11 protein-coding genes and 1 pseudogene are annotated in these 22,968 nt (G+C 66.2%); 5 read left to right on the top strand and 7 right to left on the bottom strand.

Translation table 11 applies throughout. The features are described from left to right. Positions 1 to 178: 178 nt before the first annotated feature. The 3 genes from ABD665_RS14865 to ABD665_RS14855 all read left to right on the top strand — a co-directional run bounded on the left by ABD665_RS14865 (position 179) and on the right by ABD665_RS14855 (position 8,927). The gene (locus ABD665_RS14865) at positions 179 to 3,502 is read left to right on the top strand and encodes a hypothetical protein (protein ID WP_204913414.1); all 3,324 of its coding nucleotides are present in this window, start codon (positions 179 to 181) and stop codon (positions 3,500 to 3,502) included. Continuing rightward, positions 3,499 to 8,463, top strand: coding sequence for a DEAD/DEAH box helicase (locus ABD665_RS14860; RefSeq protein WP_204913413.1), 4,965 nt, complete (start codon positions 3,499 to 3,501; stop codon positions 8,461 to 8,463). Before ABD665_RS14865 ends, ABD665_RS14860 begins: the two co-directional genes overlap by 4 nt. A 209-nt stretch (positions 8,464 to 8,672) precedes the next feature. After that, the gene (locus tag ABD665_RS14855) at positions 8,673 to 8,927 is read left to right on the top strand and encodes a hypothetical protein (protein WP_204913412.1); all 255 of its coding nucleotides are present in this window, start codon (positions 8,673 to 8,675) and stop codon (positions 8,925 to 8,927) included. 625 nt (positions 8,928 to 9,552) lie between these two features. Here ABD665_RS14855 and ABD665_RS14850 read toward each other — a convergent pair. The 4 genes from ABD665_RS14850 to ABD665_RS14835 form a co-directional block, all read right to left on the bottom strand. Then, a complete protein-coding gene (locus tag ABD665_RS14850; RefSeq protein ID WP_204913410.1) occupies positions 9,553 to 10,656 on the bottom strand; it encodes a hypothetical protein in 1,104 nt (367 codons plus the stop codon). Positions 10,657 to 11,148: 492 nt separating this feature from the next. Beyond that, complete coding sequence (locus tag ABD665_RS14845; RefSeq protein WP_204913409.1) at positions 11,149 to 11,439, bottom strand: hypothetical protein; 291 nt, start codon at positions 11,437 to 11,439, stop codon at positions 11,149 to 11,151. After that, positions 11,436 to 17,300, bottom strand: coding sequence for a DUF6531 domain-containing protein (locus ABD665_RS14840; RefSeq protein WP_204913408.1), 5,865 nt, complete (start codon positions 17,298 to 17,300; stop codon positions 11,436 to 11,438). Before ABD665_RS14840 ends, ABD665_RS14845 begins: the two co-directional genes overlap by 4 nt. Positions 17,301 to 17,440: 140 nt before the next feature. Next, positions 17,441 to 17,728: a pyrophosphorylase gene (locus ABD665_RS14835; protein ID WP_204913407.1), complete on the bottom strand. Its 288-nt coding sequence runs from the start codon at positions 17,726 to 17,728 to the stop codon at positions 17,441 to 17,443. Positions 17,729 to 17,984: 256 nt separating this feature from the next. Between ABD665_RS14835 and ABD665_RS14830 the strand changes: the two genes are divergently transcribed. Next, complete coding sequence (locus ABD665_RS14830; protein ID WP_204913406.1) at positions 17,985 to 20,018, top strand: DHA2 family efflux MFS transporter permease subunit; 2,034 nt, start codon at positions 17,985 to 17,987, stop codon at positions 20,016 to 20,018. Positions 20,019 to 20,111: 93 nt separating this feature from the next. On the opposite strand, the pseudogene ABD665_RS14825 reads toward ABD665_RS14830, so the two are convergent. From ABD665_RS14825 to ABD665_RS14815, 3 genes and pseudogenes are all read right to left on the bottom strand, one after another. Beyond that, positions 20,112 to 20,381 (bottom strand): annotated as a pseudogene (locus tag ABD665_RS14825) (DUF6881 domain-containing protein); the annotation flags it as partial. 172 nt (positions 20,382 to 20,553) lie between these two features. Further along, positions 20,554 to 20,859, bottom strand: a complete 306-nt coding sequence (locus ABD665_RS14820; RefSeq protein WP_204913404.1) for a hypothetical protein — start codon at positions 20,857 to 20,859, stop codon at positions 20,554 to 20,556. Between the two features lie 173 nt (positions 20,860 to 21,032). Beyond that, the gene (locus ABD665_RS14815) at positions 21,033 to 21,962 is read right to left on the bottom strand and encodes an NAD(P)-dependent oxidoreductase (RefSeq protein WP_204913403.1); all 930 of its coding nucleotides are present in this window, start codon (positions 21,960 to 21,962) and stop codon (positions 21,033 to 21,035) included. Between the two features lie 166 nt (positions 21,963 to 22,128). On the opposite strand from ABD665_RS14815, the gene ABD665_RS14810 reads away from it, so the two are divergent. After that, the gene (locus ABD665_RS14810) at positions 22,129 to 22,965 is read left to right on the top strand and encodes an IclR family transcriptional regulator domain-containing protein (protein WP_204913402.1); all 837 of its coding nucleotides are present in this window, start codon (positions 22,129 to 22,131) and stop codon (positions 22,963 to 22,965) included. The last annotated feature ends 3 nt before the right edge of the window (positions 22,966 to 22,968 follow it).

The raw sequence follows: 22,968 nt of genomic DNA, 5'->3' as shown, positions 1-22,968 counted from the left end.
CTGGGCATCGCGTATGCATCGGGGACGGTCCGATGTGCGCGGCCCCCAGGGGAGACAGTCGTTCGGCGAGAGTTGCTCGCAACAGTGGGAACAGCTGGATTGAGGTCTTTCTTTCGCCGAATCTGAGCGCCAACGACGCAGCATTCACCACTAGTATCGGTGAGGATCCCAGCGAATCGTGACAGTAAGCCAGTCGTTGACGCCGCAAGAGTTGTTGAAGTTGCGTGAGAGTGCATGGTCGCGACGTATCGAGTCGGTGTCACTGGTAACGGAGGACCTTCCTGAGTCTCAGTTTACTGAACAGGCTTTGACCGCGTTCGGTCGCGTCTTGCGTCGGGCCGAGTTCACGCAGCATCCGCAGCTTCTGCGCAGGTGGCCAGCCGTTCAAGTGGTGTCGACCGTACGAGCGGCCGTTGACCACTATCAGCAGGGCACGTTCTGGCCTAAACTAGGCGGGCTGATCGGTATAACTATGAACCAGGGACTTCAATTCGATTGGGGGAACGCGTTTTTACGCAACCTTCGCGCCTTGGGCTTGCCTACCTTCGATCTGGTAGACGACCCGGGTGCGAAGTACGTGGGACGCGTGCTGATGCATGCTGGGATGCCGACGTATTGCCTGAACGATTACTTTGACCTGATAGCCGAGCGGCGCCGACGAATTGCACGACTCGAACCGGACGCGTTTGTGTCTTGGGCCGGAGGTCAAGCAGCTGCCGGTCGCCTGACTTCGGTTGATACTCCCGTGCGCCGGTTCATGCGCTATGGGGGGGAATACGCGGTCGACGTCACCGACCGGACCTTCGAGTTGATAGACGTTGTTTCTGCGGGAGGCGATGGGTCGGAAGTTCCGCTTCCGGATCGGTTCAGGCTGGCGGCCCAGCGATGGGCATTGCAGGAGCGAGCGCAGGAGACCTCTCGTGGAGGGGCCGAGGCGTCCGCTACCCTTCAGCCTCAGCTGGCGCTCGACCCTTACGGTCAAGGAGTCGTGCTTCGTCTGCCGCCCGTGCCCGATTCGGACGGCCGGGCGACGTGGGTCATCAGGCTTGGCAATCGCTCCGAAAGGGTTGCCGCTCGGGCAACGTGGCCGGGCAAGCAGGAGGCGCCGAGCCTCGATGTACCCGTACTGGCTCCCGAGCGGGCCGCATCGGTAAGCCTATTGGGATACGAGCAGCACCAGGCCACGATCACCGTCGTCGACGATCAGGCGCCGATCCTGGCTTTCGGGGAGGACGGAAGGTTCATCCCGGCCGGTCTGCCGCTTCCCGGGATGCCCGTGTGGCTCCTTTTTCCAGGCGATCAGACCGCTCTTGAAATAACAGGACACGGACACGTTGCCGCAGAAGGAAATCTTTCTACGGGCTGGATGGGATGGAGCTTGGTTCTCGCCGATCTCACCGGCTCCACGGCGATCTTCGCGTCTGGGAGTTCGCGAACGGTCCGGCTGTCTAGTGCGGTCCGAATCCTTGCAGGCGAGCCCCTGAAGGGGTTGCGATCTACCTCAGGCTTTCCAGTCTTCCCGCTGCGGCCGCGGGTTGAGCTCCCTGCACCCAGTGGTTCGAACGCTAGCTGGACGGTCGACATCTTGGATGCTTCCCTCAAGCAGGTGGCGAGCCGCCAGGTCACTACCAGCGAGGAGGCCGAGACGATCTGGTCGACGCTTCCAACCCATCTGGTGGGCTCCTACACCGTTCGAGTGCGTGGTCCGTGGGGCCGTGGCGCCACCCGTCAACTCGAGCTTCTGGAAGGCGTGACGCTTCGCGTCACTCCTGCCTGGCGACGAATGGCGCGCGGCGGCCTCGTACCTGCTTCCGCGACACTGGCACTGTCGCCAAGAGTGTGGGCGAGCAAGGAGCGCATCGAGTTCGGTGCTCAAGACCTCGTTGACGATGTCGAAATTCGCACGGCCGACGGCTCGGGCACCTACCTGCTCGAGCCCGGACACATGTCGATCTCCTACCAAGACACCACGAGTCCGCCGACGCCCACGGTGAATCCAGTCCGTTTGTTCACTGAGGACATCTTGGATGACCCGGGAACCCTGATGGTGCACGTCGGCGAGGCGGCAGAGCCTGTCGTGTTCGTGCGGAGCAACGGACGGGTACTTCAGCAGCTGATCCCGGGCGCGGCGCGGCGAGGCATCTATCCATTCCGGTTGAGCCAGGTCACGGATACGATTAGGACGAACCCCTACGTGTCGTTGTCCCTGGATGCTGAGGGCGTTGTGGCGGTGGCGGCCCTTCAGCCGCGTCGCCTTTTTTCCGAGGTGAGGGTTGAGGGCAGGTCCTTGCTTTTCGAGGACTGTCACGAAACGCCGGGTCTGACAGCCGCAGTGTATGCCTGCCGCGCGCCTTGGCGTGGCGCAGCCACCCTTTTGATTGCAGATGGCTGTGCCGAGCTTCCGGAACACCTACTTGATGCCGGTCCATTGCTCGTCTCCGTGGTGATCGATGACCCATGGGTGCCAGCCGCAATTCCGTCGTGGCCGCAAGTGGGATCCGCGATCTTGCTTCCAGACGAAGGATCTTTACGCGTCGAGGACGAGGAGGAGGCGGTGATCTCGGCGTGGCTGGCCGGCCTATCGGACCTGCCTACCCAGGTCAGGGACTTGTCTAAGTTATGGATAGTCCTTGCACGTCGACGGAACCTAGCGTTGGGCGAACGAAAGCCGTCAGTCCTGGAAGACTGTGTTGCACGACTGCAACGGCAACCTGCTCCCGCCCTTGCGGCCGTGCCGTTGTCCGCCCTTGAACCCGCGGATCTCCCAGCGCTGCTCATCCGCTCTGGCCTGCTGGTGCATCCGGGGGGCGTCTCCGACGTCGTCGATCCCGGTGCCGACTTCACCCGACCCAGCTCATTGATTGCGACCGCTCGCTGGGTATCGGCCCTGTTGCGGCGCGCGGGGGATCCGACGGTCCTGGATGCGCTGAACGACGACGCCGTGACCGTCTGCGGTACTGCGTTTGATGAACTTCGCGAGGGCAACGATCCGACTCCCCGAGCTGGAAGGTTTGACGAGAACGCAGCGGTCTACGCCCGGCTGGACGATCAGGCCCGTGCCTACCTACGGGCAGGGCTGAGACTTGTTCCCAAGGGGCTGTTGGACGCCGACAGCCGCGTACAAGCCTCACTTCAGCTCCTGGAGTCAAGGAAACATCCGCTACTAAAGGCGGTCGTTACCGAGTCGCACCGCAGATCTGCGCAAATCGAGGCTCTGCTTAGTAGCCTGGGGGATGCGGATGGTCTAGCCGCCTTCTGCGCTCGGAAGCATCCCACCAACCAGGGAGGATGGCGAGCGCTGTCCTCTCTCAGCCTCGGTTTTGCGCTCGTCGGTCGGCATGCTGCCCACGGACGTCACCAAGTGAATACGTGGCTTGGGCTGCACGAGGGGGAGTGGGCGGATCTCGGTAGTGTCGCTCCTGATCTTGTCACGATCGATCTCGTGCTCGCTGAACTGATTGTCTCGCGACAAGCCGTGCGCACAGCAAAGGATTTACAATGACTGCGAACATCAATGCCGTAGCGACGGCTGAGGCTATCAAGGCTCAGTATCGTCGATATCTGCAGTCGCTGATGACTGTTCGGGATCCCGTTCTCGACGCTGCGCTACATCGGGCAATCACGGATACGAGCCTATTGGACAAGGGGCCGTACCTAGAGGCTACGCCGCCCTATGCTCCAGGCGCGACGCTTCAGGACCTCGTCAATGAGGGGGTGCTTGAACAGTCGTTCTTACGACTTGCGAGCGAAGGCTTACCGATGTCCCGGCCCCTCTACAGGCACCAAGATGAGGCGGTCCGCAAGGTTGCTGGTGGACGTAATGTCGTTGTGTCAACGGGGACAGGGTCTGGAAAGACCGAATCCTTTCTGATTCCGATTCTGTCTAGCTTATTGAGGGAGGAGGCGGCTGGACGGCTGGGCCCTGGTGTGCGGGCATTGCTACTCTATCCGATGAATGCGCTCGCCAATGATCAAATGAAGCGCCTGCGAACGCTGCTGAGTCCGGTTCAGGGCATCACGTTTGGTCGCTATACCGGCGAGACAATCAACGACCCGTTAAGGGCCGAGCAGATGTTTGAGCAGCTGAATCCGGGCGAGCCGCGGCTGCGGAACGAGCTTCTAAGCCGGCAGGAAATCCGGGACACACCACCGCATCTGCTGATCACGAACTACGCCATGCTGGAATACTTGCTGCTACGTCCGCAGGACAGTATTTCGCTCTTTCCGACTGACGATGACGGAAACTGGCGCTTCATCGTGGTTGATGAGGCGCACGTATACGACGGGGCACAGGGGGCGGAGATCTCCATGCTGCTCCGCCGGCTTCGCGACAGAGTTGCGCCAGACCGCAAACTGCAGTGCATCGCGACGTCGGCCACAGTCGGCGCTGAGGGAAGTCCCAGTGCGGTGACGAAGTTCGCGCAGGACCTCTTCGGTCAACCTTTCGAATGGGTTGAAGGCGACCCAGACCGCCAGGACCTGGTCCGTGCGGCCCGGCTTGCGGAGTCGTCTGGATCTCTTTGGGGACCACTAAGCTCCGCCGACTACCTCCGACTGGTATCACATAACGACAGACCTGGCGCCGTGCTTTCGGAAGCGATAGGTCACGGCTATGTGGCTGACAATCCGTCCTCGGCGCTCCGACATGAAGCGTCGCTCACAAAGCTGCGTGCTGTGCTAACTCGTGAGCCAGCGACGCTGACGTCGCTCGCGCAACAGATCTTCCCTGAGGAAGCGGACCGAGAGGCAGGGCTAGCCGCGATGGTTGACCTAGCCAGCGGCCTGGCGTTCCAGGATGGGACTCCAGTGCTCTCGGCCCGCTACCACCTGTTTTTGCGAGCTACCGAAGGAGCCTTCACCTGCCTTTCGGACTCCGGCCCTCATGTGCAACTCGCTCGTCATGAGCGGTGCACCACGTGCGAAGCTCAAATGTTTGAGATCGGCTCATGTAAACGATGCGGGGCGGTTCACGTGTTGGGGCGAATCGAAACTCGGGCCAAGCAAGCCGTTTTGATTCCGCGGAGGGCTGCCGAGCCCGCCGTATGGCTCGTACTGGAAGACACACTCGCATTCCAAGACGAGGATGAGGAAGCCGCCGTCGACCACGTCGATGGGCTCGTGGGTGACAAGGCTAAGCTTTGCCCGGCGTGCGGGACCCTAAACGATCTGCAAGCTGCGTCATGCGCGTCGGCCCTCTGCGGGGCAACGACATTGAGGACCGTAACCCGGTTGAAGGAGCGCGGCGAGGAGATAGCGGGATGTCTTGTGTGCGGTGGGCGCGGCCCCAGTACGGTGCGAGTATTTGAAACGGGCGCGGACGCCGCAGGAGCGGTCATCGCCACCTCGTTGTACCAGAACCTGCCGGCGAGCGATCGAGCGAGCGACCTAGACCAACCCGGCGAGGGGCGCAAATTACTTATGTTCAGCGATAGCCGACAAGGCGCGGCCTATTTCGCCCCTTATTTTGAGGATTCGTACCGGCGGCTTCAGCGGCGTAGGCTCATCGCAGCGGGCTTCCAAGAAAGCCGCTTCACCGAGCCCAGAGCTGTCGACGAAGTCATTGACGAAACTCGCACGCGAGCGGCAGCTGTCAAGATGTTTGGACCGGGCTTGACTGCACAGCAGCAACGGCGGGAGATTGCCCCCTGGGTGATGGCGGAGGTGCTGAGCACGGATGATCGTCAATCGCTCGAGGGGCTTGGGCTGATCCGCATCACGCTTGACACAGAAGGCTTGGTGCCGCCGAAGCCTCTACTCGCTCTGGGACTCGACGACGCCGACGCAGTTTCGTTCTTGCAGGAGTTGATGCGGACCCTCCGGCAACAGGGTGCGGTAACGATGCCGGACAACGTTCCGCCGAACGACGAGGTGTTTGCTCCTCGGCTTGGACCGATCTATGTCCGTGGTGAGGGGCCAGAACCGCTGCGCAAGGTACTTTCCTGGCTGCCGGGCCGGGGAACCAACCGTCGCATCGACTACGTCGGTCGTTTGCTCAGGCAACTGGGGAGTGACGAGGACCCCCGTCGAGTGCTTGAGGGGGCATGGAAGTACCTGAGTAACGACATCAGGCCGATCGGATGGCTGACGCGAAGCACGGACAAGCTGCGAGGGCATGTGCAGCAGGTCGACCACCGGCTTCTTCGGCTGGAATGGCTAGGGGAGGGCGTTAGCGTCTACCGGTGCGGCCGCTGCCGACGGATGGCACCTGTCTCGGTGAGAGGCGTCTGCCCGGCGCTGGGTTGTGAAGGTCGCCTGGAGCCGTTCGTGCCTCCGACGCTGGAGAACGAGCGTGACCACTACCGCATGATCTACCGGTCCATGAATGCCGTGTCGCTTACCGCCTCGGAGCACACGGCGCAGTGGCAGAGCATCGAAGCTGCCCACATCCAGCAACAGTTCATCCGTGGCGAAGTCAACGCACTGTCCTGCTCTACCACGTTCGAACTAGGGGTCGACGTTGGTGAGCTTCAGGCCGTCATGATGCGCAACATGCCACCAACTACCGCGAACTATGTTCAGCGCGCAGGTCGGGCTGGCCGCAGGGCTGGTGCGGCCGCACTCGTCGTTACATACGCCCAACGTCGCTCACATGACCTCACGCGATACGCGAATCCCGAGACGGTACTCGCTGGCGTGATGAGGCCGCCGTACATTCCGTTGGAGAATGAGCGATTGGACCGCAGGCACGTTCACTCCATCGCGCTCGCCGCATTTTTCCGGTGGTATTTCGAGGCGACCGGAAGAATTTCTTCGAGCGCTGGGGATTTCTTTCTCTCGCAGACCGTAGATGAGGCGCCCCCTGTCGATCTGGTCCCAACATTTTTGCAACCCGTACCGACCAGAGTGAGAGAGTCTCTGCAAAGGGTAGTGCCCGAGGTGGTCCAGGAGGAGTTAGACCTTGCAGGTGATGGCTGGGTGAGAAAGCTCGTGCACCTACTTGATGAAGTTCGAGCGGAGCTCGCTGCCGATGTCAGTCTTCTCGAGCAACTCCGTGACCAGGCAGCGTCGTCTCGAAAGTATTCATTGGCGCAGCGTTATGAAAGCGTCGTTAACACCCTTCGCGGCCGTCCGCTCCTTGGCTACCTCGGGAACCGCAACGTGATTCCTAAGTACGGCTTTCCGGTCGATGTCGTAGAGTTACGCACCAATTACAGCATGGCGCAGCACGGGCTAGGTTCCCGACTTGAGCTTTCTCGTGATCTAGCGCAAGCCATTCACGAATATGCACCGGATGCCACTGTCGCAGCCGGTGGGCAAATGTGGACATCCCGCGGTATCTACAAGCTACCCGGCAAAGATCTCGTCCAGATCAGCTACCGGATTTGTGAACGATGCGGTTTATATCGCGAGTCGCATGACAACGTGGACCCCGCGTGCTCCAGGTGCGGCCACGTTGCTACTTCGGTCCTCCGGAAGTTGGTCATTCCAGAATTCGGGTTCGTCGCCGCTAAAGAGCCCATCCCTGTCGGATCGCGGCCTCCGCAGAGGTCCTGGTCGGGAGCCTCCTACGTTGTGAAACAGTCGGAGGACGCGCGGGATCGGACGATCCAGTTGCCTGGAGGTCAAATCAGCGCCACGGTGGGGCCGCGGGGTCGCTTGATGGCGGTGGCTGACGGTCCCGGCGGGGCTGGGTTCTGGGTCTGCGACTGGTGTGGGTGGGCGACGGCTGCCGCACACACCCGTAAGAAGCCGACTTCGCATGAGCATCTCTTCAAGTCTGACAAGTGCAGCGGCCCAACCAGGCTGCTCAATCTTGGACATCAATTCGAAACTGATCTGCTGCGACTCGAGGTTCAAACGGATTTAGGATCGGTTGATGAAGCAACCTGGAATTCTGTCCTATATGCATTGATTGAATCAGCTTCGGCCTTGTTGGAAATCGCAGCCAGCGACGTCAACGGAACAGTCACCGCAGAGGGAATCGGCACCTACTCCCTCATGTTGTTCGACACAGTTCCAGGCGGAGCTGGTTCGGTGATCAAGATCTACGATCATCTCGAAGAGACATTGCGAGCGGCCCTTCGTCGCGTCAGCGAGTGCGATTGCGGAAGGGAGACGTCTTGCTACGGATGTCTGCGCAGCTACCGAAATCAGCGCCAGCACGACCTGCTATCACGCGGGGCCGCTGGCGACCTTCTGAGTCTGCTGCTTTACGGGTCGCTTGAGCACAGGCCTGATGGGGCTGTTGAGTTCGTAGATCTTGTATGGGCGGACCTCCTTGGCCAGGCGACCGACGAGGTTGAACGGGCAGTGATTTTAGGGCTTGGTAGTACACATGAAGACTTACCTCGTCTTGGGTATGAGACAGATGAGGGGGTACCAGTCGGGATATCATGGCCCGACCGACAGATTGCTGTGGACCATGAACTAACCGACGAGGAGCGAGACCGGATGCACAGCGCAGGCTGGAGGCTAGTGCCGCCTGAAGCGGAGGCAGTAATAGCCCTGCTGCGTTCGTCGTAAGCAAGGTCGTTCCATCCTCCAACGTGTTGTTGGGATCCGTCGGCTGCACCCAGTTCGTCAGTCTTAGTTAGTCGCCGGCCCCGGTGATCTCCCTCCGGTTGGTTCTGAAGCGGACCTCCGTCGTGCCAGGCAGTTGAGTGCAGGTCCTGCTCAGAAAGAGCCATGCCTCACGACACCGTCGTTGGCCGCCGGCACTACCGAAAAGTCGATTGAGCACGCGCACCGCTGTTGCCTCTGCCTACCTCGACAGTGAGGCCGAGGTAGGACGTCTTCGGCTGTTCGAACACGTGCTCGTCGACGAGAGCAAGACTTACCCCCCGCCCCACGTGCTAATCATCCGATTGCTCGCCGCAGTCGGTTCCGACGACGTCTTCATCGCCGAGGACTCACACCAGCGGATTCACGGGCGCCGCATCACCCTCAGTCAGTTTGGCATCGCGGTGGTCGGCCGCTCTCGACGCTGAATTACCGAACAACGGCTGAGATCCTCGACTTCGCCATGCGGGTCTTGGAGCCCGGTGCCTACCGCGACCTCGACGACGAGATCGCGAAGTCGAGCGACTACCGGTCGGCCCGGGGTGGACCAGCCGTGGGTCTGCGACCATGCTCCAGCCTGACGGAGGAGCTGGCGACAGCAGCCGAGCAGGTGCGTACCTGGACGACGGAGGCCGGGTCGTCTAACCAGCCTCTCGAGTCCACCGCGATTCTCGTCCGTGACCAGTACAACTGCGACCGCTTCGTGATGGGGCTTGCGGAACGGGGCGTCAAGGTGCGCTCCGTCGATTGCGAAGGAACGGCAGGTGGCGCGCCAGTCGTGATGACGATGCATCGGGCGAGGGGATGGAGTTGAGAGAAATCCTTCTCGCCGGCATGGGCGCTGACTGCGCCACCGCAGGGCTCAGCGAGTATGAGTGCTCGGAGGACGAGGTGTCGGACGCACTGCCGAGGGAGCGGTCTCTTCTCTACGTCGCCTCCACGCGCGCACGGGATCAGCTCGGCGTGACGTGGGCGAAAGACTCGAGTCCGCTGCTGCCAGCAGGCTGACCAGGTAGCGCAAGCCGGCGAAGGCGGATCACTCAACCTTCGAGTTCAGTGCGTGATGAGGTCGTACACGTCTTTGGCCCGGCCCCAAGGCACTCGAGTGACCCAGGCAACCTTTGATCGATGACCGCGCAGCTCGCGGAGCTCGACGTCAAGGGCGCGCAAGCATCCTTCAACCCGGCGGAGAGCGCGCGGGTCCGATTGCGTTCGGTCTGCCTCACCACGTGAGGTTGAGACGAAGGCGGAGTCGGGCACACTATTGCGCAACAGGTCACGCTCGCGAACGAGGTCCGACCGCAACTCATCAAGCTGCGCCAGCGCCTCTCGCATCTCCTCGACGTTGGCCGGAGCGAGTCGAAGGTAGACGTGGAGCGTCGCCAGCTGAGCGATAAACGCGGTTCGCGACGACCTAGCGATCTGGATGGCGGCTCGTGACGCGCCTTTGTAAAGCCCGGAGGTACCCAGCTTTACGAGCAAGATGCCGCCTGCCATGCCCAGGCCGCCACTCGCAAGGCTTCCACCACCCAGAAGTGCGAGCCCCGCGCTCGTCGCTGCCGCCCCGGACAGGCCGAGAAACGTTGCCCCGATGAATCCACCGATAGCGGGCGCTGCTGTCCCGAGCGTCAACGCACTGACGGCAACGCTGCCGATAGCAATCGCCAGCTTCGTCGTCCCGGCGACCGACCCCCTCATCAGCTTGGTCAGCTGCTTCCGATGGCCCTTCCGAATCGCACCGATCGTGTCAGCGTCCATCCGATCGTCGAAGGTGAGGAGAGCTTCGGAGTAGCCCGCGTCATCCAGCGCGAACTTCAGGTCCTTCGAGGGCCAACCAGCACTCGTGATGGTGTCGATACAGACCCTTAGCCGTTCCTCGTCCGGGAGGAGTTGGGACAGCTCGTCCTCACAGCGAAGAAGACCGAGGAGGACCCCCGCTTGGCTTCGCCCGGCTCGAACCAGAGCACAGGCGGCCGCGAGCTCAGGATCTGCTTCCAAGAAGGTCGTCACGCGTTGCTCGAGCTCCATCACGCCGTCCAGCACCCCTCGCGTCTTGGGATCTGAACCGTGAGCGTCCTTCGCCAGCACGGTGAGGGTGACTACCTCCGCCGCGAACAGCTGCCGTGGGCTTGACTGGTCGAGAGAGCCTGTGCTCAAAGCAGATCCTCGGGGAGTTCGGATAGGGGTGCCGCAGGCAGCTCCGGGGTGCCGTCGGACGAATGGTGTCACGCTGTCACGGCGTCGACAGGAGGATCTGACATCTCGTGCCCTTCGTCGCCATCCCCTCGCTCGAGGGCAGGAAGGCTTAGGTCATGCCTGCGGCGTCCTGCTCGAGTACTCGCACTCATCGGCGTCCAGACCAGTTGGTCGAGGCGTGCGGGGACAGCGAGCCCCTCGCGAAACCCGTCTTGAAGGGGACAGGAGCACCTGCCTGGTCGAGCAAGGGGAGTGCCAGCCGCTAAGGCGTTCGTGTCGCATGGCTGTTCGCTCGCTGACCTAGCCACCCCCAGAAGCGGGCGCCGACGGCTTGTGGGCTCGGGCTCGGGGACCTACCTCGACTTGTCCTGATTTAGCTGTAGCAGGCGCGCACCGGCTGTCTGTTGTTGCTCGCCCTGGGCACACGAGCGAAGACGGGATGGACACGCTGAACTAGTGTTCAGCATCGTTCCAGTAGGTTACTGAACTTGAGTCCCATTTCGCCTCAAGTTCGTCCTCGGTGTGTACTCGGTAAAAGGCTTCTAAGACTATGCCTCGTGCGAGCGCTAGCCGACGAGTGGCCCCGCCGGTAGTGAAGTACTCCTGAAGCCATTCACGTCTAGGATCCTCACCTGAAGCCTGCCTGCTACCAATTTGGTCAAGAGAGACGACGACCTGGTCGAGGATGTCAAGCAATGCATCCGCTTCGTCCGCCGTGAGCCTTATGTCCTTCTTCTCGATCATCGCACCCTCACGGGGTTCAGGAGCTCCACGTCGCCGCGGATGAGGTTCTCAACTCGACCCATGGCCGGGTTGAACTGATCCAGAAGCTTTTCGGTTGGGACGTCGAACTCGATCACGCTGTGTCCGCGACCTGGCTTAAGACCCAGGCGAGTCACCGCCTGTACCGGCGACAACAACTTCTCTTTCGCTTTGGTTACGAAGACACTGTTCTGATCGCTCGCAATGATGCGGCCCTCCTGCATGATCTTATCCGCTGCGGATTTCCGTGTGTAGTGCCTGACCCGAGTCAAGCAGTCGTTGTGAACTAGAAGCCAATGATCGCCAGTCAGGACGTAGTAGTTGTGGAGGCCCTCGACCTCGAAGTTGTGCACCGTCGCGCTCTCGCCCGTCGCGTTGACGGACAGCACCTCAATGGTGCTGCCGTCCGGTCGAACGAGCAGGTCGCCCTTCTCGAGCTCGTCGACAGGAACGTAGCCCTTCCCTTCGACCATGAAGGGGTGCTCACTGGTCGCGGTGACCTTCTCGCCGTCTTCAACGACGACGTCGTAGGTCGGCTTGTCCTCGTGGACGTAGGCGCGGACGACTCGGCGCTTCTCGGTCTGGCTCGTGTCCGGGTTGTACGCCATCACCTCGTCGTCAGTGGTGACGTCCTCGATGGACTTACTCGACCCGTCGGCGAGAAGTACTTCCGTGCCAGCTACGAAGCACCCGTCGCTGGCAGCGGCTTCGACCTTGCCGAGGATCTTGTTGGTCGGAGCCCCGTGCCCAAGGCCCCCCGTGACTCCTTCGAGCGCTGCGTTGCCAGCTGTCGCGCGAACAAGTCCGCTCACGGTCTTCGGACCGGAGCCGGTGAGGTAGTTGCCTCCTCCGCTGAACGCGCCTTCGGCAACGTTGCTGCCGACGTTGCTGAGCACGGTCTTCGCGCCGGTGCTCAGTGCCGTCTTCGCGATTGCTCCACCGACGCCGAAGCCGACGGCACCAGCCGCACCGGAAACGGCGACCTGCCCCCAGTTGACCTCGCCGGTCGTCGCCTTTTGGATGATCGTGTCGGCGCCCGCTGAGACGAGCATCATCCCGGCCGGACCGCCGACGCCCGTCGCGATGAGGACGGCTCCGCCGACCACCATGGCGCCACCCGCGACGTACTCCCAGTTGTTCTTGAACCAGTGCCCGACGCCGTTCGCGACTGTGCTGACCGTGCTCTTCACGGCGTTGTACGTCCCGACGATGCCGTTGCTGTTGCGATAGTCGGCCAGCTGCTGATCGGTGACGGGCGACAGACCTAGAGGGTCGCTCGCATGGACCGGGTCATTAGTGGCGAACCCGTAAGGGTTGTTGTCCCAGGCTTGCGTGAGGTTGTCGATCGGGTCGACCGAGAGAAAGCCGCGGGCGGTCGAGTCGTAGACGCGGGCGCCCATCCACTCGAGGCCGTCGATGGCGAGGCCGCCGGACGGGTCGATCGCAACCGAGGGCCCAAGGGCGGTGGCGCCGCTCGCTGCCCAGGGATCAGTCCCGGTCGAACGGGCGGTGCGCCAGCCCGGAGCGGTCCAACCCCTGCCGACGCCGGTGACGGGGCCGGTGGAGAGGATTGGGGTGTCACCGGCGAGGACGGGCGCGCCGGCGTAGGCGGCGGTATCCCAGAAGAACTCGGTGCCGTCGACGGAGGCGAGCTCGCCGAGGGCGTCGGCGTGAACCGTGGTCTTACGGACCCGATCGCGGTCGTGGTGGACGACGCCGGCGAGGTAGCCGGACGGGTTCCACAGGAACTCGCGCGCCCGGCCCCGGTGGTCGCGCTCGGCGGTACGGCGCCCGGCGCCGTCGTACGAGTACCGCGTCTCGCGGCCCTCGGCGTCGAGGGTGGAGAGCATCTGCCCGGCGGCGTCGTAGACGTGCTGGACGGAGGCCTGGTCCGTCGACTCGGCGACGAGGCGGCCGTCCGCGTCGTAGCGCCAGCGGTTCGTCGAGGAGATGGTCGAGGTTCCGCTCGTCGTGCGGATCCGGGCCTCGATCAGCTGGTGGGCGCCGTCGTACGCGTAGTCGGTCGCCGTGCTGACGCTGCCGTCGCCCTTGACGATGCGGCTGATGCGGCCGTCGGCGTCGCGGTCGATCGTGGTGCGGGTCGAGCCCTCGCCGTCGGTGATCGTGTGGCCGACGACGAACCCGTCACGGTGCTCCCACGACTGGATGAGCCCGCCGGCGAGGGCGGAGATCAGTCGGCCGGCGACGTCGCGGTCGAACGCCGCGCGCCCGAGGGCGCTCGAGTCGATCGAGGTGAGGTTGCCGGCGAGGTCGTAGGCGTAGGCGGTGGTCGTGCCGTCGGGCGTGACCATCGAGGTGCGGCGGCCGTCAGCGTCGTACGTCCACGCGACGGAGCGGCCGTCGCGGGTGCGGCGGACGAGCTGGCCGCGGCGGTTCCACTCGAGCTCGTGCTCGACGACGGTGCCGTCCTCGCGCGTGGTGTCGACCGTGCGGACGGTCCGGCGACGCAGGTCGCGAGTAAGGGCGGTGACGGTGCGCCCGTCAACGGCCATGGTCGCGGGGCGGCCGGAGGCGTCGTACGTCCAGGTGGTGCGCCGGCCGTCCGGGGACTGCTGCCAGACCTGCCGCCCGCTCGCGTCGTAGCCGGCGCGTGTGGTGCGCCCGATCGGGTCGGTCTCGGCGACGCAGCGGTTCATCGCGTCGAACTCGCGCAGCGTCACGCCGCCGAGCGGGTTGACGATCTTGGTCGTGCGCCCGTTGGCGTCGTAGACGTAGGTCGTCTCGCCGCCGTTTCCGTCGATCGCGGCTACGAGCTGCCCGGCCGCGTCGTAGCGGAACCGGCGGGTGCCGCTCTGCGCGTCGCGCCACTCGACGACCTGACCGGCGAGGTCGTAGGTCCAGCGGGCCGTGCCGACACCCGGTGCGACGTGCTCGACGATGCGGCCGCAGACGTCGTACGTGGAGCGGGCGACCTCGCCGGTCGGCAGGGTCTCGGTGACGGGACGGCTGTCGACGTCGTAGCCGATCGTCGTGACCGCGCCGAGCGGGTCGGTCACGGTGACCAGGCGGCCGCAGACGTCGTAGGCGTAGCGGGTCGTCGCGCCCATGGGGGAGACGACCTCGAGCGGACGGCCGGCGGGGTCGCGGCGGATGATCGTGAGTCCGCCGTCGGCGTCGAGCGCCTCGACGGGGCGACCGCAGCGGTCGTAGGTGTAGATCGCCGCGGAGCCGTCGGCCTGACCGACCTTCGTCAGCCGGCCGAGAGGGTCGAAGCCGGTGCGCGTCGACGCCTCGCCGTCGCCGACCTCGACCTCGTTGTGGCCGGCGTCGAGGTCGACGCCCACGCGGACGCTGGTGGCGTCGATCGAGGCGATTGGGTTGCCGGCGCGGTCGTACTCCTGACGCCAGGTGCCGCCGGTCGGGTCGGTCGTGGAGGTCAGCCGGGAGAGGGCGTCGTGGGCGAACTCCCACCGCGAGCCGTCGGGCAGCTCGACGGAGGCGAGGTTGCCGAGGTCGTCGAGCTGGCGGGTGATGGCGCGGCCGAGCGGGTCGATCGTCGCGGCCTCTTCGCCGTGCGGGCCGTACTCGACGCTGGTCCGCGAACCCAGCGGGTCGGTCGTCGCGGCGAGGCGGCCGCCAGCGGTGTACTCGTAGCGCCAGACGCCCCCGTCGGGGTTCCGGCGCTCGGCGAGCAGGCCCGAGACGGGGTCGTAGGTGTAGGTCGTGGCGTGCCCGGACGGGGTGATCGCCGCCGTGACACGGCCGAGGTCGTCGCGCTCGAGGCGGGCGGTGCTGCCGAGGGCGTTCGTCGTGCCGACGAGGTCGCCGTGCGCGTCGTAGGAAAAGCGGACGACGACGTCGATCGGGTCGACGATCTCGGTGAGCAGGCCGTCGGCCCAGGCGAGGCGCGAGAGCCCGCCCTCGGGGTCGAGGATCGTCGAGGGGTTCCGCTGCTCGTCCTCGTAGGTGTACGTGGTGACGGCGCCCTGCTCGGTCACCACGGTGGTGACGCGGTCGAGCTCGTCGTAGCCGTAGGTCAGGTCGGCGCCGGAGGGGGTGACGGTCCGGACACGGCGGCCGCGGGTGTCGTACTCGTGCACCGTCGTCTGGCCGTCGCGCTCGGTGAGCAGGACACGGTTGCCCCAGCGGTCGTACGAGGTGGACTGGCGCTGCTCGTCGGCGTCGACAACGCCGATCAGGCGGCCGCGATCGTCATGGAGCCACGTGTTCGAGCGCGTGCCGTCCTCGTCGGAGACGACGGTGGTGCGCCCGGGCAGGTAGACGTAGCGCGTGGTCCGGCCGAAGGGGGAGCGCTGGGCAGTGACCCGGCCCTCGGCGTCGTAGACGTTCTCGACCTCGACGACACCGTCCGCGTCGACGACGGCAGCGATGAGGCCGTCGGCCCAGCGGTAGGTCCGGGTGCCCGCGGGCCCGGAGGCCGAGACAAGCTGGCCGTTGGTGTCGTAGGCGTACCTGACGGTGCGACCGTCGGCGCTCTGTGCGGAGGCGATGCGGTCGGTCTCGACGTCGTCCCAGTCGAGGCTGATCCACTGCCCACGGGCGTGAACGATCCGGGCGATGCGTCCGGCGTCGCGCTCGAGGGTGATGAAGCTGCGCGAGTCGAGGGGTCCGGTGCCGAAGGACCGCAGCGTGCCGCCGGAGGTGAGTCGCCACCAGGAGCCGTCGTTGCCGGTGACCAGGAGGTCGTCCGAGTCGTCGTCGCGAGCGAGCCACAGGCTCTCGTTGACGGCTCGGTCCCAGCCCTCGCCGAGGCGCGGGAAGTGGATCTGCCGGCCGTCCGGCAGCGTGAAGCGGGCGACACCGTCGTCGTCGAAATCCAGGCCGGCGTCGCAGATCGACGACCAGCCGGGACCGAAGGCGTGGTCGGCCCGGTCGAACGAGTTGTACGTGCGGCCCAGCGTGAGCATGGAGGCGGCGCCCGGGAAGGTGAGGTCGGCCTCGACCTCGAGGAAGTTGCCGGTCGCCGTGTTCACCGGGTCGTCGGCGTACCCGGTGGTCGGCGGAGCGCCGTACGCCTGCGGCGCGTCGATCTGCAGGTCCTGGCGCGAGACGTTGAGGTGGTGCGCGTTCAGCGTCGCGGCGATCGCGCTGTTGGAAAGGGTCGAGACGTCATGCTCACCGCCGGCGGCCTTGAAGGCGTTGGCGACGGTGGTCGCCCACTCCACGTCTTTGTCGTTCAGCGTGAGCCACTGCCGGAAGCCGAGGAAGACGCCGCCGGCCTCGAGGCTGCCCCAGTGGCAGCCGAACCGGAAGTCGAGATAGGCCCCTTCGAGCTGTGCCGGAAGAGGCTGCAGGCGGCCGTTGGCGCCCTGGGATCCCGTCGCGAACCTCCGGAGGTTCTCGGGGCGCGCGGAGGACGTGCCGCCGCCGCCTCCTCCGCCACCTGAGCCGGAGGCGCCGGCGGGAGGGGGCGGGGTGTCACGGGCGCGCGCAGGTGCGGGTGAGACGGTCACGGGGATCGGGTCAGCCGGCGGGCCCACGGGCGGGTCGTCGCCGCCGGTCACCGCGTCCACCCCCTTGTCCCAGAGGCTGCGGTTGTCGTGCTCCTTCTTCCACGCCTTCGCGATGTCGCGCCGCTGCTGCTCCTTGCGCGCCTCCTCGGCCAGCCGGTCCGCGCCGGTAGCGACGTCGCGCAGGCGTCCGGCCAGCTCGGTCGCGTCGGCCGCGGCGGTCAGCGCGTTCTGCGCGAAGAGCTGGGAGAAGTGGCCCTTGAAGTCTTCGGAGCCCGTGTGCACGAACCCCCACCGTTCGCCGACCTGACCGTCGACCGATGAAGCCGCCGAACGGCACGCCGTGCTCAGCGCTTCGGCAGCGCCGAAGTCGAAGGGGACGGGTTCGTCGATCGCGCCCAGGTCGGGCATGCGGGTCTCCAGAGGTAAGAGGTGAACGGCCGCGCGGTCTTTGGCGCAGAAGTGTCGAGCAGGCGGGTGTGCGTGCTGCGCGCCCTTCGGCAAGCTCAGGGAACGTTGCCATCGGGCGCGCAGCACCGACCTTCTAGGAGCTAGCTGCCGCCGCCGGCGGTCATGATGTTCGTCGAGATCTGCTGGAGCTGGCCGCGGAGCTCCTCGAGCTCGATCTTGGCCTTGTCGAGGGCCGCCTTGGTCTCGGGCCAGGTGGAGCTGCGGAAGCGGTCGGCCAGGGGGCCGTCCCAGTTGTTCGGGTCGGAGAGCGCGGTGCCCTGGGTGTTGAGGTTGTTGATCTCGTTCGTGAGCCCGCCGTTGATGATCGCCTGCATCTGGGTGATCGCCGACTTGGCCTGCTCGCTGGAGAGAACGCGTCCTGCTGGCATGTCGTACTCACTTCCTGGTCGACCTCCGTCGACCCGTTGGCTCGGTGAGACGGGCCGGCCCGACGCGAACGTCAGACGCATAGCCCGTCGAAGCCTGATCCTGGCACGACAGGGGGGCGCCTCCGCTACCTTCAGCGGAACCACGACAACACTTCAGGCGGACGGACAACACCTCGGCCCAGCCGCGACGGGTCTTCCGCGGCTAGCGTCTCTGCATGCACGGCGCCCGCCCCGGCCTCGTCCACGAGGCACCCCGATGACCACGACGGTTCCGGGCCCCGAAGCGCCGGCCCTCGACCCGCGCCGGGTGCGGCTGATCATCGGCGTGCTGCTGCTGAGCATGCTGCTCGCTTCGCTCGACCAGACGATCGTGTCGACCGCGCTGCCCACGATCGTGGGGGACCTCGGGGGGCTCTCGCACCTGTCGTGGGTGGTGACGGCGTACCTGCTGACCTCGACCGTGTCCACGCCGCTGTGGGGCAAGCTTGGCGATCTCTACGGGCGCAAGACGTTCTTCGTCGCGGCCATCGCGATCTTTCTCGTCGGCTCGGCGCTGGCGGGCGTCAGCGACTCGATGGGCGGGCTGATCGCCTCCCGGGCCGTGCAGGGACTCGGCGGCGGCGGGCTGATCGTCAGTGCGCAGTCGATCGTGGGCGATGTGGTGTCCCCGCGGGACCGGGGACGGTTCCAGGGGCTGTTCGGCGCCGTGTTCGGGGTGACGAGCATCCTCGGCCCGCTGCTCGGCGGGTTCTTCGTCGACAACCTCTCGTGGCGCTGGGTCTTCTACGTCAACCTGCCGCTCGGGGCGGTCGCACTGATCGCCACGGCCTTCGTGCTGCCCGGCGGGCTCAAGCGGCAGCGGCGGAAGATCGACTACCTCGGCACCGGGCTGCTGGCTACGGGCGTCACGGGCCTGATCCTCGTCACGACGCTGGGCGGGACGACGTACGACTGGACCTCGGGACAGATCCTCGGGCTCGGGGCGGTGGCGGTCGTGCTGCTCGTGGTCTTCGCGTTCGTCGAGCGCCGGGCGGAGGAGCCGGTGCTGCCGCCGAAGCTGTTCGCGAACCGGGTGTTCCTGACCGCGGCGGCGGTGGGGTTCGTCGTGGGCTTCGGGATGTTCGGGGCCATCACCTACCTCCCGCAGTACCTGCAGATCGTCAAGGGCATCGACCCGACGACGTCCGGGCTCGCGCTGCTGCCGATGATGGCCGGCACGCTGCTGAGCAGCATCGGGTCGGGTCAGCTGATCACGAAGACGGGCCGCTACAAGGTCTTCCCGGTCGCGGGCACCGCAGTGATGAGCGTCGGGCTCTTCCTGCTCTCGCGGCTGACCGTGGACACCGGGACGCTCTACAGCTCGTTCGCGATGTTCGTGCTCGGGCTCGGCCTCGGCGGTGTGATGCAGGTGCTCGTGATCGCCGTGCAGAACGCCGTCAGCTACGAGGACTTGGGGACGGCGACGTCGTCGGCGACGTTCTTCCGCTCGATCGGCGGCAGCTTCGGGGTGGCGGTGTTCGGCGCGATCTTCTCCAACCGGCTCGGCGTGAACCTCGAGAGCCGGCTCGCCGACCAGCCTCTGCCGCCCGGGTTCTCGGCGGCGAGCGGCGCGTCGCTGGCGCAGCTGGGCCAGCTGCCACCGGCGGTGCGCGAGGCGTTCGTGGGGGCGTACGCGGACTCGCTGCAGACCGTGTTCCTGGCAGCGGTGCCCTTCGCGGTCGTCGCCTTCGGACTGACCTGGCTGCTGCCCGAGGTGCCGCTGCGGGGCACGACCCAGGCCGTGGACCCGGGGCAGCGCTACGGGATGCCGACGGACCGGACGTCGCTCGAGGAGGTCGAGCGGGCCATCGCCGTGCTCACGCGCCGCGAGAACCGGGAGGACGTCTACCGCCGCCTGGCCGCGCGCGCCGACGTCGAGCTCTCGCCGCAGGCGTGCTGGTTCCTCTACCGCGTCCAGGAGCACGCGGACGACCCGGACGCGCTCGCCGACGTCGTCGACCAGGCGCCGGTCCGCCTCGGCCGGATCGTCCAGGACCTGACGTCGCGCGGGCTGCTCGACGCGAACGTCGGTTCCGACGGGCGGCTGCGTCGGGCGCAGCTGACGGAGCAGGGGCGCGGGGTCCTCGCCCGCCTCACGGACGCGCGTCGCCAGGGGCTGGCCGAGCTGCTCGGCGGGCACACGGTCGATCAGCACCCGGAGCTCGCCGACCGGCTCCGCACGCTCGCCCACGAGCTGCTGGCCGACGACGACACCCTGCTCCGAGAGGCGACGCCGGCCGCGGCGCGGTGACGGTCGGAAGATGTGCCCTTCAGTCCGCTCGCCCGCGGTGCGTGCAGCGGCCCGACCAGGTTCAGAGCGGCGCCCGAGACGGTTCTGCTGTATCTACTCCTTGGAGCAGTCAGCATCCCCAGGGCGCTCGGCCAGGGCTGCGAGCCACTCACTCTCGAACTCGCGCGTATCGATGGGGGTTGTCGTGAACTCGTCCTGGGCATCGATCGCGTCCGGGAACGGCATCAAGCCCTCGGACAACCCGGTGTCACCCGTCTGCCTGTCCGGCCCCGCCCACTGAACGCGGCCGTCCGCGTACTTCTGGACCTTCCGCACCTCGAGGCCGTGCTCGATCTCGATCAGGTACACGACCGGATCGCCCGGATTGGCGTGGTGTCAGTAGGCCTTGAGGCATCTCGTCATCTCAGCTCGGCCACGTCATCGAAGCAGCGTCGAACGAAATCCAGGACGGTCTGCTCCGTCGTGGACGTCCCGTGGACCTCGCCAACGGACGGGGGACGAAGAACGCTCCTGAGCGGAGTCGAGCCTGAAGAGCTCAGTGGCCTTCGTCTTCCGGCGGGAAGTCGGCAAGGGCTTCCAGGAGCCCGTCCAGGTAGTCGACGTCCCCCTTGTCGAGGGTGCCGGCGGGGATCTCGAAGAGTGGCGCCACATCGGCCTTCGTCATGAACGGCGGCAGAAAGAGGGTGCTGATGGCGTTCAGCTGCGCTTCTCGGACAGGCCCCGGCTCCTCGCCAGTCGCCATCAACGACAGCACCCTGACTACCAGGCGCTTCTGAAAGTCCGACATCGCCGAAGCCCAGTCGACGGCTGTCTCCGCTGCCTCCTCGCGGGTCTCGGCCAAGTCCGAGACCACCTGAGTGAGCAACCAGCCCACGTACTTACCGCTGACTGACATCGGAGACCTGGGTACTGCGACGGCCACGAAATGTTCGTGGCGGTTGCGGCCTCAACTCGGTACCTCCTGCTGATTGCAATCCTGCGGGTCGGCCTCGGCGCGTTGACGACGGACCAGGGTCAGAAGCCGGCCTCCGGGTCGATGACGCCGAGCAGGGGCTCGCCAGCGACGAACCGGCGGACGTTCTCGGTGACCCGCTCGGCCAAGGCGGCGTCGTGCGCCTCGGGCGGGTTGGCCACGTGCGGCGTGATCAGCGCGTTCGGCAGGGTCCAAAGGGGGTGCCCGTCGGGCAGCGGCTCGGGGTCGGTGACGTCGAGGGCGGCGCCGCCGATGCGGTTCTCGGTGAGGGCGGTGACGAGCGCGTCGGTGTCGACCAGGCCGCCGCGCCCGACGTTGACCAGCCAGGCGTTGGCGCGCATGGCGTCGAGCTCGGCGGCGCCGATCATGCCGCGGGTCTCCGGCGTCAGGGCGGCGAGCAGGACGACGAAGTCCGCCTCGGGCAGCGTCTCGCGGTAGTCGGCGCGCGCCACGGTCATGTCGGCGCCCTCGGCCGGGCCGGAGTCGGTCACGGCGAGCACCCGGCAGCCGAAGGGCGCCAGCATCGGGAGCAGGCAGCGGCCGATGCCGCCGTAGCCGACGAGCGCCACCGTGCTGCCCGCGAACATCCGCCCGGGGTGCCGCTCCCAGGTGGTGGCCCGGGCGGCGACCGGCAGCTCCTTGGCGCCGGCGAGCATCAGCGCGAACGCGTGCTCGGCGACCTGCGGTCCGTACGCGCCGGCCGCGCTGGTCCAGACCGGATCGGTGGTGATGAGGCCGTTGGACGTCCAGCGCTCGACGCCGGCGTGCGGCAGCTGCACCCAGCGGGTGCGGTCGGTGACCAGCGCCGTGCTCTGGGCCGGGTCGTCGGTGTCGCTGTGGAACACGACCCCGACCGCCTCGTCGCGCCCGACGACCTGCCCGCCGCCGTCGCGCACGGCCTGCTCGAGGCGGGGGTCGGGGTCGGGTCCGACGTGGATGCCGGGGGCCTGGTCGTCAGTCGCGGGGGTCACCGGTCCAACGTAGGGGAGCGAGCGGGTGCCTTCGTGGGCACGTTCAGCGGACTGCCGTCCGGGACGGACCCGGCGGGCCGAACCCGGCGCAGAATTCAGCGGGCTGAACGGCCCGTTCCGCTCGACGGAAGGAGATGGTCTGGTGTCAGGCGACGAGGAGGTCGACGTGGTGACAGAGGTCCGGGCCGAGGAGGCTCGGCTCGACCCGACGGGGGACCAGGACAGCCGTCGGGGAGGTGCCGCCGCGGAGTCGGGGGTCACGGCACCCTCCCCGGCGGCGTACCGGGCGGGCCTGGTCCTCGAGCTGCTCGCCAAGCGCAGCGAGCCGCTCCCGCTGACGGCTCTGGCGACCGAGCTCGAGCTGGCCAAGTCGTCCGTGCTCAACCTCCTGGTCAGTCTCGAGGCGTCCGGGATGGTCCGCCGGACCCCGGCCGGCTGGGTGCTGGGGTTCAAGGTGCTGGAGCTGAGCCGGGCGGCGCTGACCTCGACGGAGGTCGTCGCCGAGTTCCACCGAGCGACCTCGGCGTCGCGGGAGCTGAGGCGCGAGACCGTCGTGCTGGCGGTGCTCGACGGGACGGACGTCGTCTACGTGGCCCGCCACGACGGGCAGCAGCCCGTGCGCTACGTCAACGAGATCGGCACCCGGAACCCGGCCGCCGTCACCGCGCTCGGCCGGGCGATGCTCGCGGGCCTGCCCGACGAGGAGCTGGACCGGCGCCTCGGCGACACCGCGCAGCTGCCCATGCGCACGCAGCGGTCGCTGCGGACCGTCGACCAGCTGCGCGCGGACCTGCGCGAGGTCCGCCGGCGCGGCTACAGCATCGACGACGAGCAGGGCGTGCCGGGGATCCGCTGCTTCAGCGTGCCGGTCGGCTCGCCGGGCTCGCCCACCGCGGTCAGCGTCAGCTTCGTGGCCGACCGGCAGACCCTCGAGCTCGAGACGGCGGTCGTCGCCGGCCTCACCCGCCTGGCCGCCCGGCTGCGGCGCGCCGAACCTTCCTGACCC

Origin of the sequence: Microlunatus spumicola (genome assembly GCF_039536445.1) — a bacterium.
GTDB lineage: Bacteria > Actinomycetota > Actinomycetes > Propionibacteriales > Propionibacteriaceae > Microlunatus > Microlunatus spumicola.
This window is presented reverse-complemented; position numbering and strand designations above follow the sequence as displayed.